A 17,233-nucleotide genomic window follows, 5' to 3' on the forward strand; every position below is an offset into this window, starting at 1 on the left:
CAACTACTATTCCAATTCATTTGACTCAAAAAGAGAGTCATCTTCTTCATCATCTTCAATAGGTTGTTTTGGACAGCGAGAAACACTTGCAACATCATCACCTTTTACAATATAGACACCACTTGTGTTTCTACTTGATTTTGAGATTGTTTGCATATCAACTCTAATCATCTTTCCAGCTTTAGTAAGAGCCATCATATCCATCTCTTCATCTACCATCAGACAGCCAACAACATATTTTCCAGTTTTTGCAGTCATCTTCATAGCTATAACGCCGCTTCCACCACGATTTGTTAAACGATATTCTCCAGCATCTGTACGTTTTCCGATACCTTTTTCACTTACAACTAAAATCTCTTGCTCATCATTGGCAATAATATTTGCATCAACTACTTCATCCTCTGCATGTTTAAACTTAATACCTCTAACACCTCTGGTATTTCTACCTTGATCACGAGTTTTTTCCATATCAAATTTAATACATTGAGACATTTTAGTCATAATAAATAGATATTTAATGCTCTTGTCTGCAATTTTTGCAGTTATAATAGAGTCATCATCATCAAGTAAAATAGCTTTTACACCATTGCTTCTGATGTTTGAGAACTCACTTAAGTTTGTTCTCTTTACAACACCTTTTTTAGTGAAAAATACTAGAGATTTCTCTTCGCTAAAATCTGTTGTAGGGTTTATAGACTGAATCTGCTCATCGGCAACAAGATTTAGAAGATTTACAACTGCTTTACCTTTTGCTGTTCTGCTTCCTTCTGGGATTTTATAAACTTTGAGCCAGTGAAGCTGCCCGCGGTCAGTTACAAAAAGAAGAGTGTCATGAGTGTTACATGTAAAGAACCTCTCTATAAAGTCATCCTCATAAGTAGTAACGGCAATCTTGCCTTTTCCGCCTCTTTTTTGCTTCTCATATTGTGCTAAAGGAACTCTTTTAATATAGCCTCTGTGTGTGATTGTTACAACCATAGGCTCATTTGGAATAAGGTCTTCAACGTCAATGTCATCATAATCATCTTCTACGTCTGTTCTTCTTACGTCAGTATAAATTGTTAAAAGTTCATCAAACTCTTGATCTATAATGCCATGTAGAACCTCTTCGCTTTTTAAGATAGATTCTAGGTAAGTGATAAGTTTAAGAAGCTCAAGAAGTTCATTTTCAATTTTTTCACGCTCTAGTCCTGTCAATCTTCCAAGGCGCATATCCACGATGCTTTGTGCTTGAATGACACTGAAGTCAAATTCTGAAACAAGGTTGTCTCTTGCCTCTTCTATGTTTTTGCTTGATTTTATAACTCTGATAATCTCATCAATAATATCAAGAGCTTTTTTAAGACCTTCTAAGATGTGTGCTCTTGCTTTTGCTTTTTCAAGATCAAAAATTGTGCGACGAATTATAATTGTTTTGCGGTGATTTATAAAATGTTTTAGAATGTCAATTATTCCAAATATGCGAGGCTCTTGGTTTAATATTGAGAGCATGATGATTCCAAATGTTACTTGCATGCTTGTCTGTTTAAATAGATTGTTTAGGACTATCTCACTCATCGCATCTTTTTTTAACTCTATAACAACACGGATACCTTCACGGTCAGATTCATCTCTAATCTCTGAGACACCATCTATCATCTTATCTTTTACAAGATTTGCAATGTTCTCAATTAGACGAGCTTTGTTAACTTGATAAGGAAGTTCATCAATGATGATAATATCTTTGTTACCCTTTTTCTCGATATGAGTTTTAGCACGAACTTTTATGCGACCACGGCCAGTTGCATAAGCGTCCATTATCCCTTTTTTACCAAATATAGTTCCGCCTGTTGGAAAATCTGGTGCTTTTATATGCTCCATTAGCTCATATAGTTCAATATTTGGATTTGCAAGAAGTGCTTTTAATCCCATCATAATCTCTTGTGGATTATGTGGAGGAATATTTGTTGCCATACCAACAGCGATTCCAGATGAGCCATTGATTAATAGGTTTGGAACACGGGTAGGCATAACATCGGGCTCTTTTGTAGTGCCATCATAGTTATCTATCATATTTACTGTATTTTTTTCTAAATCTTTTAATAACTCACCTGCATACTTTGTCATTCTAGCTTCAGTGTAACGCATAGCAGCAGCGTTGTCGCCATCTACTGAGCCAAAGTTTCCTTGACCATCAACTAACTGCATTCTCATAGAGAAGTGTTGAGCCATACGAACAAGTGCATCATAAACTGCTGTGTCACCATGTGGGTGATACTGACCAATAACGTCACCGACGATACGTGCTGACTTTTTAAACTTTGCTCCATGTGAGAGGCTCAGTTTATCCATTGCATAAAGGATTCTTCTGTGAACAGGTTTAAGTCCATCACGAACATCTGGAAGTGCACGACCTACAATTACGCTCATGGAGTAATCAAGATAGCTACTTTGAAGTGTTTCTTCAATGTTTATGGTTTGTATATTATCGTTGTGTAACAAGTTGCTCATATAAAACACCTAATCTTTTTAATATTGAAAAATTAATTCTTTGAATGGTATCCCAATATCGCTTAAGAGTTATGTAAAGATAGCAAAAAAAGTAATAAGTTTATAGGAAAAAAGAGAGTAGAAGAAAAATAGTAATTGATTAAAAAATAATCATATTTTTGATTAATTTAATAATCTAAGTGTATATAATTTTAGCAAGAAAGTTATATAAAGGATTAGAAAATGAAATGGTATCTCTTAAGTCTATTTTTACCATCTTTTGTGTTTGCACAAGATGTATTAAATAGTGGTGATACAGCTTGGATGTTGGTAGCAACTGCTTTTGTAATGCTTATGACACCAGCTGGGTTGGCATTATTTTATGGTGGTTTGACCCGTTCAAAAAATGTATTAAACACAATGAGTATGAGCTTAGGTGCTTATGCAGTAGGAACAGTTGTGTGGGTTGTAGTAGGATACTCCATTGCATTTGGAGATGGTGATATTATTGGAAGCGGTAAAATAATGCTACATGATATTAGTTCTAACTCTTTGCGCGGAACGATTCCAGAGCTTCTTTTTGTTGCATTTCAGGGAACTTTTGCAGCAATTGCCGTAGCAATAGCTAACAGTTCTATGATAGAGCGTGTAAAATTTTCTACATATATAGTTTTTGCTGCTCTTTGGGTTGCCCTAGTTTATGCACCTGTTACTCACTGGGCATGGGGTGGAGGAGAGACTCTTAACTTTGGTGAGATGGATTTTGCGGGAGGAACAGTTGTTCACTTAAATGCAGGTATCGCTGGTTTTGTTGTTGCTATGATACTTGGGCGCAGAAGAGATTATGGCAAAGTTGCTATTAAGCCCTTTTCTCCACTACTTGTAGTTCTTGGCGCATCGCTCTTATGGTTTGGATGGTTTGGTTTCAATGCAGGTTCACAACTCTCCTCTGATGGTGTGGCGGCTTCTGCATTTTTAGTTACAAATGTTGCAGCATCTCTTGGTGTTATTGGCTGGATTATTGCAGAGTGGTTAGTTTATAAAAAAGCAACTTTAATAGGGGGAGCTTCAGGTGCGGTTGCAGGACTTGTTGCTATTACTCCAGCTTCTGGAAGTGCAGGAGTTGATGGTGCTATTATTATAGGTTTAGTAGGCGGAGTTATAGGCTTTTTGGGTGTGACAAAACTTAAAAATATGTTTAAAGTAGATGATGCTCTTGATGCATTTTGGATTCATGGTTTGGTTGGTATCTGGGGTTCTATTGCAACTGCTATATTTATAGCTCCCTATGCTATAAGTGAGGATTACAATATGGCTTCTCAGCTTTTAAGCCAGTTTAAAACTATTGGTTTGACTATACTCTACAGTGCCCTTGCAACAACAGCAGTTTATTTTATAGCATCTGTACTCACAGGCGGTGGAAGAGTAGATGATGAGAGTGAGAGCAGAGGTTTGGATGAGATGCTACATGGAGAAAAGGTTATAAATCTTTAGACATCGATATAGCAAAATTGGTGGGTATATCATCTTTTTTAGGTATTGCTCATTTTGCATTAAAATAGATGGTTTGCCTAAAATGGTAAAAATGGTTACAATTTTAAACTAAATTTGGAGAAATTATTATGAAAAGAGTAGAAGCGGTTATTAAACCTTTTAAGTTAGAAGATGTAAAAGATGCCTTAGCAGAGATAGGGATAACTGGTATGACTGTAAGCGAAGTTAAGGGGTACGGCCGTCAAAAAGGGCATAGCGAACTTTATCGTGGTGCTGAGTATGTTGTCGATTTTCTTCCAAAGATAAAAATAGAAATAGTAGTTGATGATGAAAATGTTGAGCAAGTAACAACAACAATAGTTGAAGCTGCAAGAACTGGCAAAATAGGCGATGGAAAGATATTTGTAAGTGATATTGAAAAGATTATTCGTATTCGTACTGGTGAGACTGACAGCGAAGCAATATAAAATTGATTAAAAATTAATCAATAAAAAAAATCCTCTACAATCTTATAAGCTATAATTTTCTTCAATGAACATTGAAGGATTTTATATGCTAGAAACAGATTTTAAATACATCATAGACACTTTCTTTACACTCTTTGCTATGACACTCATTATCTTTATGGTTCCAGGTTTTGCAATGCTTGAGGCTGGTTTGGTTAGAACAAAGAATGTTTCAGCCGTTTTGACAACAAATGTAATGATTTATGCAGTAGCTTCTTTAGCATTTTTGCTCTTTGGTTATAAGGTGGCTTTTGGAAGTTTTGATAGTTCAACAAGTAGTATTTGGGCTATTGTAATGTTTCAGATGGCATTTGTTGGCAAGAGTATTAACATCGTAAGTGGTGGTGTGAGTGAGAGAGTTAGAATCATCCCTTTAGCTATTTTTACTATTATCATGGGGTCTGTGATTTATCCAATGGTTGTTAATATTAGCTGGGGTGCTGATATGTTAAGGGATACATTTTTAGACTTGAGCATGTATGATTTGGCTGGATCTACTGTAATACACTCAACAGGCGGCTGGGCGCTTTTAGCGGCACTTTTTATAGTTGGCTCAAGAAGAGGGCGATATCAAGAGGGCAGAGTAAAAGTTATCCCAGCTTCAAATATTCCGCTAGTTGTTCTTGGAGCTTTTTTGCTTTGGATAGGCTGGTTTGGTTTTAATGGCGGAAGTGTTGGCTCTATCTCAAGTGTTGAGAGTGCTAATCTTGTTGCAAAAACTATTATGAATACAAATACGGCGGGACTCTGCGGTGCGATAATCGCTGGAGTTATTATGTATATTAGATATAAACTTTTTGATATTACAATGATTTTAAACGGTGCACTAGGAGGGCTTGTTGCAGTTACGGCGGCAGCTGATTTGTATGACATGTACACACCCATTCTTATTGGGCTAATCGGAGGTGCTTTAGTTGTATTTGCTGTACCTCTTTTTGATAAGTTAAAATTAGATGACCCAGTTGGAGCGCTATCTGTTCACTTAATAAATGGTATATGGGGAACTCTCGCAGTTGGAATTTTTATACAAAATATCTCTTTTATGGCGCAGTTAAAAGGTGTTTTTTTGATAGGTATGTTTGTATTTAGCATCTCTTATACTGTTTTATTTATCATTAACAAATTCTTCAAGTTTAGAGCAGATAATGAAGCACAACTTATGGGTATGGATATTAATGAGTGTGGTGTTGAGGCATATCCAGAGTTTAGAAGAGCTATATAGTTTTTAATTAAATGGTAATTATAATTTAGTTACCATTTCAATATGATTAGACATAGCAACTCATTTTTTATCTCACTTTTTATACATGCACTTTTAATAATTTTTATTTTCTTTATGTCAAAGAGTTATATTGAAGTTAAAGAAGAGGAGCAAAAAATAGCTCTAAATATTTCAATGATAGAGTTCCAAGAAAAAACCCAAGAGATAGAGACCCCTAAAGAGGAAGTTTGTCTGCCAAAAGAGAGCCCAAAAAAAATAAAAGAGATTAAAAAAGAGAGAAAAGTAGTTGAAAAAAAAGCAAAAGAAGAGATAGTACAAGAGAAAAAAGTAGAGAATATTGTAGAAGTAAAAAAAGAGCAAATAACACAAAATAGAGATATTGTTCCAGTAAAACAATTAGATGAAACTCCAAAACAAATCCAAAAAACAGCTCCATCAGAGCCTCTAAAGCAACCAAGCCCACAAGAAGAGTACAGTGAGATAAATAGTCAAAAAATATTAGAACTTCTAAGAGAGAATCTCTACTACCCAATTAGTGCAAGAAAAAGAAATATCACAGGTGTGGTGAAGGTTAGCTTTACATTAGATACAAACGCAAAGGTATGCAATATACATGTAGTAGATTCTGGGAGTGATATATTAAGCAGAGCAGCTATAACAACGATAGAAGAACTTTCTGAAAAATTTCCAAAGCCAAACAGAGAGATAACATTAACCATTCCTATAAACTACAAGCTAAAGTAAAAAAACTGACATAAATCAAAATATCTATTAAAATAAGATGATATACTCAAACAGTAGCAGTAACAATATTTAATCATTGGAGGGATATTTGAAGAACAAATATAACAATAGTATATCACTCAAAAAAATTAATTTTTTAATAATTTTTTTTGTAACAACTCTTCTCTTTTTGATTGTTTTCCTTGGCTATAGCGCAACGAAAGAGCATTTTAAAACTCAAGACATAGAGCGTATAAAAGTCAATATTTTAAATCTTGGATACCTTGTAGTTCCTGTAATAGAAAAAGGCGGCATGGAAACGCTATTGCCAATGCTTAAAAAAAGTGTAGAACTGCATAAAGAGTATGATGCAATTCATGTGAGCGTTGATGATAAAATAGTTCTCTCGACATCTCAAAATGGTAGTGTAAAAGAGTCTGTTTATGTAAATAGTGCGGACATAAGTAGAGTTAAAGAAGATGTCTCTTTTTATGCAAATTTTAGCTATTTTGATAAAGAAAAAAATATAGAGCTAAAATTGATTGTTGATTTAGATGCCAAATATCTGCTAAATAGTGAAAAAAATGTTCAATCTCTTATAGTTAAATATATGCTATATTTTATTTTTGTAGCTCTTCTTCTCTTTTTAATTTTATATTTTTTAAATGTCTATCCTCTTATGAAATTAAACAACAACATCAAAAATCATAAATTAAAGAAGTTAAGATTTTTTGTAAAAGAGCACTCCTTTTTGTATAACCATTTTATGGAAAAATATAACGAGATTGCAGATTTAAATAAGAATCTAGAGGAGCAGGTAGCCATTCGAACAGAACAGCTCTCAAAAACAAATAGACTTCTCAAAGAGGCACAAGAGCTTACTCGTATAGGTAGTTGGGATTATGATTTAGAGGATGGTTCTATTCTATGGTCTGATGAGCTGTTCAATATATTTGAAGTTGATTCAGATGAGTTTACTCCTACTTATGAAACTATTATGAACTTTATTCATCCTGAAGATAGGCAGTCATTTCAAGAAATGTTCCAAAATGCTATAAAACAGAAGTGTGATTACTCTTTGAGTTATAGAGTTGTATTGGGTAATAATATAGAAAAAATAATCTATCAAAAGGGAAGAGTTGAGTACGATATGCTTGGAAATGTTAAGAGAATTACAGGAACCGCACAAGATATTACTCAGAGGTACAAAACAAGTAAAGAGTTAGAGTTCCAATCAAAACTTTTAAACTCCGTAACTGAGTCAATTTTTGTTCATGATTTAGATGGAAATTTTATATATTTAAATGAAGCATCATACATAACAAGAGGATACACAAAAAGTGAGATGCTTGGCATGAAAGTCCAAGAACTTGATTATAGTGATGAAAAAAATAGTGCTGAAATTTATGAAGAGAATTTAGCAAACTTGCAAGAGCAGCTTAGTAAAAAAGAAAAAGCAGTTCTTGAAGTTAGCCATAGAACAAAAGACGGAAAAATATTGCCTATAGAGATTACATGTAAGCTTATAAAAGAGAAAGACAAGAGTTATATAATCAGCATTGCTAGGGATATTAGCGAACTCAAAGCTATGAATAAAACTCTTGAAAAAATGGCAAATACAGACAATTTAACAGGCATCTATAATAGACGTAAATTTGAAGAGATTATTAAAATAGAGATGGAGCGTTCAGCTAGATATAATAGCAATCTATCTCTTATTATGATTGATATAGACCATTTTAAAAGAATAAATGATACATATGGACATGATGAAGGGGATAATGTAATCAGAAAAACAGTAGAGATTGTTAGTAAAAATATTAGGCATTTAGATGTTTTTGTTAGATGGGGCGGAGAAGAGTTTATAGTTTTATGTCCCCAAACAGAGTCTAAAAATGCTTCAATACTTGCAGAGAAGCTAAGAGTCGCCATAGAGAGTGTTAATTATGAGACTCTTGGAAAGATTACATGTAGTTTTGGAGTAACCTCATACATAAAAGATGAGGATAAGAGCAGTTTTATCAAGCGCTTAGATACAGCTTTGTACAGTGCAAAAGATGAGGGTAGAAACAGAGTTGTAGCTCTTTAAATCTGGGGTATTTAAGATGATTCATATAATTGATATTGAGACTGTAAAAAAGATAGCGCAAGAAGCTGGTGATGCCATCATGAAAATTTATACAAAAGATTTTCATATAGAATATAAAGATGACTCCTCTCCCCTCACTGAGGCAGATATAAAAGCAAATGAAATCATCTGTAGCTCTCTGTTTAAACTATATCCAAACATCCCAATTCTCTCAGAAGAGAATAAAATCCCAGAATATAAAACTAGAAAAAATTGGGAATATTACTGGTGCATTGACCCGATTGATGGAACTAAAGAGTTCATAAAGAAAAATGGTGAGTTCACTGTAAATATTGCCCTTATCCACAAAAACTCTCCCATCCTTGGAGTTGTATATGCTCCTGCATTAAATGGCATGTACTGGGCTTTGCAAGGTAAAGGCGCATTTTTTAATGGAGAAAAACTGCCTTTAAAAATAAATTCTAATAAAAAAGAGAAGCTCTTAGTAGTAGTTTCAAAATCTCATCTATCGCCTCAAACTCAAGTATTTATAGATAATCTTGATACAAAAGAGGTAGAACAACTCTCGGTCGGAAGTTCACTAAAACTTTGTATGGTAGCAGAGGGAAGTGCTGACATCTACCCACGATTAGCTCCAACTACAGAGTGGGATACTGCCGCTGCTGATGCAATAGTTAGAGAGAGTGGAAAAATGAGTTATCAGTTTGATACCGAGATACCGCTAGTTTATAATAAAGAAAATTTATTAAATCCTTGGTTTGTGGTAAAGTAAAGTGCAAATTTGAGTTTAATGCTCAAGAGATTAAAAGTTTATAAAGCGAGTAAAAATATAAAAATTTGTTATTTTAGGGAGTTTGTGAGTGGTGACCCCGAGGAGAATCGAACTCCTGTAACATGGATGAAAACCATGGATCCTGACCGCTAGACGACGGGGCCACTCTTTAGCGTTTTGTAAAAATGGTGTCCTGTGATGGATTCGAACCATCGGCCACCTCATTAAAAGTGAGATGCTCTACCAGCTGAGCTAACAAGACATAAACAAACATAGTGTTTGTGGATGGGAATTATAGACAAATAGGTTTTTTAAGTCAAGAAAAAATAGTAAGAATTTCAAATTTTTTTATTTTACGTTTAAAAGATGAAGATTCAGATAAAAATCAAAAAAAATTATGTTACTAGAAGAAACAAATAAGTTATTTAAAAATAAAATAAAATATTTAACTATTTATTTTATGTTTTTTTAGTATCTTTTTATTGTTATTTAAAAACAAAGGATATTTATGAAGAATAAATTAAGAGTAGCAACTCTAATTTTAACAGGAAGCTTTTTAGCGATGGGTCTTGGTTTTAGCGGATGTAGTGCTATGAATACTGCGATTAAGAAGAAAGATTTAGATGTGCAGACAAAAATGTCCGAAACTATATTTTTAGAGCCTGTGGCACCTGAAGAGAGAATTGTCTATCTTGATATTAGAAATACTTCAGATAAAGAAGTTAATGTAAAACAAGGTGTAGAAGCAGCTTTTTTAAACAGAGGGTATAAAATAACTCAAAACCCAAAAGAGGCTACTTATATGCTTCAAGGAAATATTTTAAAAGTTGGAAAATCTGACCTTAGAGAGACACAATCATTCTTAGGTTCTGGATTTGGTGCAGGAGTTACTGGTGCAGCAGCTGGTGTAGCAACAGCAGCTGCACTTGGCGGTGGAAATAAAACTATGGCAGGCGTTGGCTTAGCTGGAGCTGCTTTAGGATTTTTGGGCGATGCGTTAGTTGAAGATACAATGTTTGTTATGGTAACGGACTTGCAAATAAGAGAGAGACCATTAGAGGGTGAAGTTGTAACTCAAACTCAAAAAGCAAATCTTGCTCAAGGAAGCTCAACTACTACAAAACAAGATATCCAAGGCGGTAAAGTTGAGTGGAAAACTTACCGCACTCGTATTGTTAGTACTGCAAATAAAATGAATTTAAAATTTGAAGAGGCTCAGCCAGTTCTAGAATCTGCACTTGCTAAGTCTATGTCTGGAATATTTTAATCTAATTTGATGGCATTTTTGCCATCAAATATGTAATAGAATAATTAAAACTATTTAGCTAAAATAGCTCTTTTAAAAAATATCTTGGAGTGTAAGTGAACTATTTTAGTTTTGAGTACCCTTTCCTTATACTCCTACTTCTCCCAATACTATACTGTTTGTACAGATGCAAAGAGTATTTAAAACCTATATACTTTGTACATCTTCATTTTTTATCCCCAAAGAAGAGTTTTTATAAGCCTGAGTGGATACTCAAAATAGCAATTTTTGTACTTTTATCTATCGCTCTTTCTTCGCCAATTTTAGTTGATAGAGTAGATCCGCTAAATAGAAATGGAAAAGATATAGTTTTGGCAATTGACGCGAGTGGCTCCATGAACAGTACAGGATTTGATTTTGAGGGTGAAGCAGCCTTACCACAAAAGCTTAGTAGGTTTGAGATAGCTAAGATAGTAGCATCTGAGTTTATCCAAAAAAGATTAAGTGATAATGTTGGGATAGTTTTATATGGAGATTTTGCTTTTATAGCCTCTCCAATTACTTATGAGAAAAATATAATTATTGAGATGCTAAGTTATCTAAACCAAGGAATGGCTGGACAAAATACAGCAATTGGGGAAGCGATTGCTATGAGTTTAAGAGCATTTAAACACTCAAAGGCAAAGAGCAAGATAGTTGTTTTACTAACCGATGGAGAGCATAACAGCGGAGATATCTCTCCAAAAGATGCTCTTGTTTTGGCAAAAGAAGAAAATATAAAGATTTATACAATCGGCATGGGCAACAGAGGCGAGGCTGATGAAGCACTCCTAAAAAAGATAGCCGATGAGAGTGGAGGAGAGTTTTTTTATGCAACAAATGCAAAAGAGCTAAAAGAGATTTATGAACATATTGATGAGCTAGAATCTTCAAAGATAAAGAGCAGAGATTATCTTCTAAAAGAGTACAACTACTATCTATTTTTGCTTATTGCACTTCTTCTTTTGCTCTATTTGCTTAAAAGAGAGATGAGCAGATGACACTTCTTTATCCAAGCTACCTCTGGCTAGTGCTCATTTTAGCTCTTTTCTTTGTCAAAAGAGATTTTAGAGAGTACAGAGTTACTTTTTATGGTTACATGTTAACTTTTATCTTTATAGTTTTAGCTCTTAGCAGACCAGTTATAGAGCAAGAACCAATAAAGAGTGAGCAGTTTTTGAGTGATGTGATTATTGCTCAAGATTTATCTTTTTCAATGTATGCTCAAGATATAGAACCCTCAAGATTAGCATACTCAAAACAGATGTTAAAAAAACTGCTTTATGAAAAACAAAAGAGTAGATTTGCGGTTTTGGGATTTACTACAAACGCCATTATTCTCTCTCCATTAACAGAAGATAGAGAGCTTTTGGAACATCTCTTTGACTCACTTGATGAGAAATTTATAATAACTAAAGGGAGTGATGTTATGTCTGCTCTTAAGCTCGCAAGAGAGATATCATCTTCAAAGAGAGCTAGAGTTGTTATCTTTAGTGATGGAGCTGATAAACTTGAGTATAGCGCAGAGGCCACTTTTGCAAAAAAGAGTAATTTAGTTGTAAATATTTTTATGATTGCTTCAGAGATAGGCGGAGTTCTAAGAGTTGATGGCGGAGAACTTCTAAAAGATGAGAGTGGAGATATAGTCATAAGCCGTCAAAATAGCTCTATAAAAGCTATAGCCCAAGCAACAGGCGGAGTTTATACAAAAGATTTTGATGAACTTCTTAACGCTTTGAATGATATGGATAGAGATGAGTACAAAAGTGAAGTAAAAATTATGAGAAATATTGAGCTTTTTTACTACTTTATAGCATTAGCTATTATCACATTTCTACTAAGTGTTACCACTTTAAAGAGGTTTTTGATAATGTTTTTGCTACTTTTTGGAGTTGAGTTAAATGCAGATAAAAACTTTAATAAAGCTGTAGAGTTTTATAAAGCAGGAGAGTATGAGAGTGCTTTGGAAAATTTTGAGATGACAAAGTCCAACGATAGCGAGACAAAGTCCATAATTTACTACAATATAGGCAACTCGCTCGTAAGATTAAAAGAGTTTGCAAAAGCAAGAGAGGCGTACTTAAAATCATTGACACTAAACTACTCTTTAGAGGCTGATGAAAACTTGGAGCATATTATTGATGCTGATGAGGAGAAAAAGATGAGCAGAGGCAAAGAGAAAAGCAGTGACAAATCATCATTGGCTAAAAAACAGAGCAGTGAAGAGAAACAAAAAGAGGGCGGTGGCTCAAATATGCAAGTAAGTGCAGCTTCAAGTGGCGCAGCAGAAAACAAGGGTAAAAAAACAGAGATGCAAAACAGTATAAACTTAAATAGTGGTAAAGCAAAACTAAGCTCAAAGCAGTATGAGCTTATAAATAAGAGGAGTGTTGATGAAAAAAAACCTTGGTAAAATATTTTTAATCGCAACTCTGTTTTTACAAGTCTCTCTCTTTGCTTCAACTTATGAGTGGAGCAGTTTTATTAGTAAAAAAAGCGCTTATGTCAATGAGGCAATATACATGAAATATGAGTGTGTATTTAGTGACAAAGCAGAACTCTATAGTATAGAGTTTAATCCCAGAGGGGATTATGAGGGATATAGAGTAGAGATTTTAAGAGAAAACTCAACCATAATAGATGGAAAAAAGATAAACAGTTATGAGTTGGTTCTTTTTGCAAAAAAGGCAGCAGAGATAGATATCTCTTTTGAAGCTTTTATGAAAAAAACAACAAGAGAATCTATTGAAGAGACTGTAATAGGAAGAGACAATTTTAAAAAAGAGCAAGTCGTTAAAGAGCGTATAAAACAGCAAAGTTTTAAAGTTGAGATAAAAGAGACGCAGACACAACTTGTAGGAGATTTTACTCTTGAGGTAAAAAAGAGAGAGCCACATGTAAAGGCACATGAGCCATATCATCTAAGCATTACCATAAAAGGTTTGGGTGATTTTGAAGTAATAGAGCCTTTAGTTTTTGAGATAGCTGGTGTGAGAGTTTTTGCGGGAGAAGTGGCTCTAAAAAAAGAGTTAAGCAAGGATGGAATTAAAGGAGAGTTGAGTCAAAAATTTGCCTTTGTTGCTGATAAAGATTTTACAATTCCAAAGCTAGAGATAACTTACTTTAGCCTCAAAGATGAGAAAGAGCAAAAACTAGTCATTGAGGCTATTGATGTAAAAGTTGAGAGCGGTTTTGTAAAAGAGGAGCTTTTAGATAAAGTTGATGAGAAGAAGTGGCATTTTGAGATATCTTACCTCTACTATCTGCTTACATTTTTAGCTGGCTTTTTAGTCTCAAAGGTAAAGATAAAAAGAGAGCCAAATATGGATAATAAAGATGAGATTTTTTATAAAAAAATAGATAATGTAAACTCTTTAGATGAGTTGATGGTTCTCTTAGTGCTAGAGAATCCTAAAAAATATGACTCTCTCATTAAAGATATAGAGGCCGCTAGGGTTACTACTCTTAAAGAGGCAAAAGCAATCTGTAGAGAGTTTAAGAGATTTTGATTAAAATAGTGATAAAAGAGATAAACATTATGGTGGTATGTTAATTATGCAAGTTTTAAAATGGCTAATCTTAGCGTTTTTACTTACAGTTTTTCTGGCTGGATGTTCGCATAGAGTAGCTATAAGAGCGCTTGAGCCTGCCGAAATTGACCGTGCAACACTTACCAGAAAAATCAGTGTTACAAACTTTGAAAATGACTCAGTTGGACTTTCAAATAAGATAGAGACAAAAATCATCTCTAAAAAAATAGATGATAAAAGTTACTTTACGCTCATCTCTAGAAAAGATTTTGATAAGATAATTAGTGAGCAAAAGATACAAAACAGCGGTTTAGTCGATATCTCAACAGCAGTTGAGGTCGGAAATATATTAGGTGCGGAGGCTATTATATCTGGTGGAGTAGGGAGAGTTGCATTTAATGATACTACTTATTATGAGAGACGCATTAGATGTAACGATAAGAAATGCAAGAGTGTATCGGAGTACAGCGTAAGATGCATAAAAAGAAACATAGGACTCTCGGCTGATTTGCGCATGATAGATATTGCAAAAGGGGATATTATATATGCAAACACTTTTAATAAATCTGGCGAGTGGAGTCACTGCGTTGATGATTCACGCTCGCTTCCATCAGTTGAGATAGTCGCACAAAACTTAGCAAATATAATCGCAGATGAGTTTACTTCCAAACTAACTCCTCACTATCGCTACTTTGAAGTCACCCTTCTTGATACTCCAGATATCAAATATACATCTAAAGATAAAGAGCTCCTTGAGGTTTCGATAGAGTATATAAAACAAGATAGATATGATAAAGCGCAGAAATTTTTGATAGATCTCATAGACTCAACAAATAAAAAAAGTTATGTAGCTTTTTATAATTTAGGAGTAGTAAAAGAGGCTGAGGGGAACTACCAAGAGGCTAAAGAGTATTACAAAATGGCGGATGATTTGATGATAAAACCAGTAGAAGAGATAAGCAGCGCAACTCTTAGAATTGAAGAGCTAATAAAAAAACATAACAGAGCTACACAGCAGTTGAATCAATAATGAAACAAATAATCATCTTTTTTATAACCATATTTTTTCTCTTTGGATGCAGCGCAAAAGATGAGATAAATCTCTCTTTAAAAAAAACTCTTCCGCTGTGGTATGTAAATCCTCCGCAAAGCTCACAAACAAAGCTCTACAGCGTAGGTGAGGGTGAGAGCAAAGAGGTGGCTCTAAAAAATGCTCTAAATATGATGGCCTCAACTCTAAGTGTCTCTATAGAGTCAAGTTACAACTCTAAAAAATTTGTTCAAGAGGGGATGATAAACATAAATCAACTTGATGTACAAAACATAGTCTCAAGCAGCGTAAGGAAGATTCGCATCAGCAGTTATGAGCTATTAGAGTATGAAGAGGTTGGTTTTAGAAACCATATACTTTTAATACAAGCAGATAAGGAGAAGCTTTTTGTAAGCCTAAAACAGGAGCTGGAGCAGGAGTTTTCTATGGCTGATGCAGAGTTAAAATCACTCTTGTCATTTAACGCATTAGAGCAGATAAGCAGATACAAAAAGATAAAAGCAAAATTAGAAGATATGCCAGATACAATGGCTGTTATGAGCGTTTTAAATAACAGTTTTGCTTCTGAGAAATATATAAAAAAATTGCAAAAAATCAACACTGCTTATGATGAACTGCTCTCATCCATAACCTTTGAGATAAAAACAGATAGTGCTTCAACAAACTTAGAAGCACCGCTTAGAGCTGCGCTAAATGCAAAAAAATTAGAATCTTCACAAAAGAGCAGAGATAGACACTTTAAGATTTTTATAAAATCAGATATTCAAAGGGCAACATCTTTAGGCTTTACTCTTGCGCGCTCTGCCATAGAGATTAGTGTAGAGGATGACAAAGGTTCGATAGTCGCTGGAAACAAATTAAACCTCATAGGGCACTCAACGCAAGGCTATGAGATAGCAAAGCAGAGTCTCTCACTGAAGTTTAGTGATATGATAAAAAAAGAGGGAATTGAGAAAATTATAGGGCTTGATTTTTGATTTTATTGTCATTTATTATTAACTGCAATTTGTTATACTTCTTTATAAATGTTTTGTGAACAAAGCCAATAAAATGGCAGGGATAGATTTCCCTACAACTCGCTAAAGCTACATGTATTTCTGGATGCGTGAGAGAAAATATTAAATAGGATAAATAACTTATGATTTCAAAGATTGAGTCTATTAAAAAAGAGGTTTCTAAGGTAGTTGTTGGGCAGGAGAAGATGATTGATTCTCTTCTTATCGCTCTGTTATGTGAAGGTCATATCCTCATAGAGGGTGTCCCTGGACTTGCAAAGACAACAACTGTAAATGCACTCTCAAAGAGTTTGGGTGTCAATTTTAAACGTGCACAATTTACTCCAGACCTGCTTCCTTCAGATATTTTGGGTGCTGAGATTTATGATCCACAAAGCAACAGCTTTAAGATTAAAAAAGGTCCGATTTTTACAAATCTTCTCCTAGCCGATGAGATTAATCGCTCTCCCGCAAAAGTACAATCTGCTCTTTTAGAAGTTATGCAAGAGAGACAAGTAACCATCGGCGATACAACTTTTAAACTAGACTCTCCATTTTTTGTTATGGCTACACAAAATCCACTTGAGCAAGAGGGCGTTTACCAGCTCCCAGAAGCACAATTAGATAGATTTATGTTAAAACTAGTAGTCAGTTATAACACTAAAGAAGAGGAGCTAGAGATTGCAAGAAGAGTCTCTAGCGGAAAATTTGAAGAGATTAAGAGTGTTGTGACTCATGAGGATTTAGAAGCGCTAAGAGAAGTTGTTAAAAACATTCACATTGATGCTGAGGTTGAGGAGTATATGATAGAGCTTGTAAATGCTACAAGAAATCCAAAAGAGTATGGTCTTGATGAGATAGCTTCTTACATACAGTTTGGGGCCTCTCCTCGTGTAAGTATTGATATGTTTAAAGCTGTAAAAGCGATGGCATTTTTAAGAGGCAAAGATTTTGTAACTCCTGTTGATGTGGCTTATATTGCAAAAGAGCTTATGCGTCATCGCATAGTTTTGAGTTATGAGGCAGAAGCAGAGGGCATTACAACGGATGAGATTATCCAAAAAGTGCTCCAAACTGTAGCAATTCCATAAGTTAAT

General features: G+C 34.4%; 14 protein-coding genes and 2 tRNA genes. 13 read left to right on the forward strand and 3 right to left on the reverse strand.

Annotation, left to right across the window (positions count from 1 at the left end; genetic code table 11):
- Window positions 1-6: 6 nt before the first annotated feature.
- Window positions 7-2,490, reverse strand: coding sequence for a DNA gyrase subunit A (gyrA, locus tag SUDEN_RS03350; RefSeq protein ID WP_011372273.1), 2,484 nt, complete (start codon window positions 2,488-2,490; stop codon window positions 7-9).
- A 222-nt stretch (window positions 2,491-2,712) separates the two neighbouring features.
- Between gyrA and SUDEN_RS03355 the strand changes: the two genes are divergently transcribed.
- From SUDEN_RS03355 to cysQ, 6 genes are all read left to right on the forward strand, one after another.
- Window positions 2,713-3,963 carry an ammonium transporter gene (locus tag SUDEN_RS03355; protein ID WP_011372274.1) on the forward strand — a complete coding sequence of 417 codons (1,251 nt, stop codon included), beginning with the start codon at window positions 2,713-2,715 and terminating at the stop codon, window positions 3,961-3,963.
- A 128-nt stretch (window positions 3,964-4,091) separates the two neighbouring features.
- Entirely contained in the window at window positions 4,092-4,430 is a 339-nt protein-coding gene (locus SUDEN_RS03360) for a P-II family nitrogen regulator (RefSeq protein ID WP_011372275.1), read from the forward strand.
- 85 nt (window positions 4,431-4,515) lie between these two features.
- A complete protein-coding gene (locus SUDEN_RS03365; protein ID WP_011372276.1) occupies window positions 4,516-5,691 on the forward strand; it encodes an ammonium transporter in 1,176 nt (391 codons plus the stop codon).
- 42 nt (window positions 5,692-5,733) lie between these two features.
- Window positions 5,734-6,435, forward strand: a complete 702-nt coding sequence (locus tag SUDEN_RS03370; RefSeq protein ID WP_011372277.1) for an energy transducer TonB — start codon at window positions 5,734-5,736, stop codon at window positions 6,433-6,435.
- 88 nt (window positions 6,436-6,523) lie between these two features.
- Window positions 6,524-8,503: a GGDEF domain-containing protein gene (locus SUDEN_RS03375; RefSeq protein WP_011372278.1), complete on the forward strand. Its 1,980-nt coding sequence runs from the start codon at window positions 6,524-6,526 to the stop codon at window positions 8,501-8,503.
- A 16-nt stretch (window positions 8,504-8,519) separates the two neighbouring features.
- The gene (gene cysQ / locus SUDEN_RS03380; RefSeq protein ID WP_011372279.1) at window positions 8,520-9,275 is read left to right on the forward strand and encodes a 3'(2'),5'-bisphosphate nucleotidase CysQ; all 756 of its coding nucleotides are present in this window, start codon (window positions 8,520-8,522) and stop codon (window positions 9,273-9,275) included.
- Window positions 9,276-9,364: 89 nt separating this feature from the next.
- Here the strand turns inward: cysQ and SUDEN_RS03385 are convergent.
- Window positions 9,365-9,439 (reverse strand) — tRNA-Glu (locus SUDEN_RS03385).
- Window positions 9,440-9,461: 22 nt separating this feature from the next.
- Window positions 9,462-9,537 (reverse strand) — tRNA-Lys (locus SUDEN_RS03390).
- A 246-nt stretch (window positions 9,538-9,783) separates the two neighbouring features.
- Between SUDEN_RS03390 and SUDEN_RS03395 the strand changes: the two genes are divergently transcribed.
- The 7 genes from SUDEN_RS03395 to SUDEN_RS03425 all read left to right on the forward strand — a co-directional run bounded on the left by SUDEN_RS03395 (window position 9,784) and on the right by SUDEN_RS03425 (window position 17,227).
- Entirely contained in the window at window positions 9,784-10,542 is a 759-nt protein-coding gene (locus tag SUDEN_RS03395) for a complement resistance protein TraT (protein ID WP_011372280.1), read from the forward strand.
- A 95-nt stretch (window positions 10,543-10,637) separates the two neighbouring features.
- The gene (locus tag SUDEN_RS03400; protein ID WP_011372281.1) at window positions 10,638-11,561 is read left to right on the forward strand and encodes a VWA domain-containing protein; all 924 of its coding nucleotides are present in this window, start codon (window positions 10,638-10,640) and stop codon (window positions 11,559-11,561) included.
- On the forward strand, window positions 11,558-12,973 hold the full coding sequence (locus tag SUDEN_RS03405; protein WP_011372282.1) for a vWA domain-containing protein: 1,416 nt from the start codon (window positions 11,558-11,560) through the stop codon (window positions 12,971-12,973). Before SUDEN_RS03400 ends, SUDEN_RS03405 begins: the two co-directional genes overlap by 4 nt.
- Complete coding sequence (locus SUDEN_RS03410; RefSeq protein ID WP_011372283.1) at window positions 12,954-14,069, forward strand: BatD family protein; 1,116 nt, start codon at window positions 12,954-12,956, stop codon at window positions 14,067-14,069. The genes SUDEN_RS03405 and SUDEN_RS03410 overlap by 20 nt, the downstream gene beginning before the upstream one ends.
- 46 nt (window positions 14,070-14,115) lie before the next feature.
- Window positions 14,116-15,120, forward strand: a complete 1,005-nt coding sequence (locus SUDEN_RS03415) for a CsgG/HfaB family protein (RefSeq protein ID WP_011372284.1) — start codon at window positions 14,116-14,118, stop codon at window positions 15,118-15,120.
- The gene (locus SUDEN_RS03420) at window positions 15,120-16,118 is read left to right on the forward strand and encodes an LPP20 family lipoprotein (protein ID WP_011372285.1); all 999 of its coding nucleotides are present in this window, start codon (window positions 15,120-15,122) and stop codon (window positions 16,116-16,118) included. The genes SUDEN_RS03415 and SUDEN_RS03420 overlap by 1 nt, the downstream gene beginning before the upstream one ends.
- 161 nt (window positions 16,119-16,279) lie before the next feature.
- Window positions 16,280-17,227 (forward strand): AAA family ATPase, encoded by a 948-nt coding sequence (locus tag SUDEN_RS03425; RefSeq protein ID WP_011372286.1) that lies wholly within the window; start codon window positions 16,280-16,282, stop codon window positions 17,225-17,227.
- Window positions 17,228-17,233 lie beyond the last annotated feature (6 nt).

The organism is Sulfurimonas denitrificans DSM 1251, from assembly GCF_000012965.1.
Taxonomy (GTDB): Bacteria; Campylobacterota; Campylobacteria; order Campylobacterales; family Sulfurimonadaceae; genus Sulfurimonas; species Sulfurimonas denitrificans.

Coding starts and splice junctions, on each gene's coding strand:
- cysQ (WP_011372279.1), top strand. CDS start 8,520: ATGATTCATATAATTGATATTGAGACTGTAAAAAAGATAGCGCAAGAA.
- SUDEN_RS03410 (WP_011372283.1), top strand. CDS start 12,954: ATGAAAAAAAACCTTGGTAAAATATTTTTAATCGCAACTCTGTTTTTA.
- SUDEN_RS03420 (WP_011372285.1), top strand. CDS start 15,120: ATGAAACAAATAATCATCTTTTTTATAACCATATTTTTTCTCTTTGGA.
- SUDEN_RS03415 (WP_011372284.1), top strand. CDS start 14,116: ATGCAAGTTTTAAAATGGCTAATCTTAGCGTTTTTACTTACAGTTTTT.
- SUDEN_RS03360 (WP_011372275.1), top strand. CDS start 4,092: ATGAAAAGAGTAGAAGCGGTTATTAAACCTTTTAAGTTAGAAGATGTA.
- SUDEN_RS03425 (WP_011372286.1), top strand. CDS start 16,280: ATGATTTCAAAGATTGAGTCTATTAAAAAAGAGGTTTCTAAGGTAGTT.
- SUDEN_RS03355 (WP_011372274.1), top strand. CDS start 2,713: ATGAAATGGTATCTCTTAAGTCTATTTTTACCATCTTTTGTGTTTGCA.
- gyrA (WP_011372273.1), bottom strand. CDS start 2,490: ATGAGCAACTTGTTACACAACGATAATATACAAACCATAAACATTGAA.
- SUDEN_RS03370 (WP_011372277.1), top strand. CDS start 5,734: ATGATTAGACATAGCAACTCATTTTTTATCTCACTTTTTATACATGCA.
- SUDEN_RS03365 (WP_011372276.1), top strand. CDS start 4,516: ATGCTAGAAACAGATTTTAAATACATCATAGACACTTTCTTTACACTC.
- SUDEN_RS03405 (WP_011372282.1), top strand. CDS start 11,558: ATGACACTTCTTTATCCAAGCTACCTCTGGCTAGTGCTCATTTTAGCT.
- SUDEN_RS03395 (WP_011372280.1), top strand. CDS start 9,784: ATGAAGAATAAATTAAGAGTAGCAACTCTAATTTTAACAGGAAGCTTT.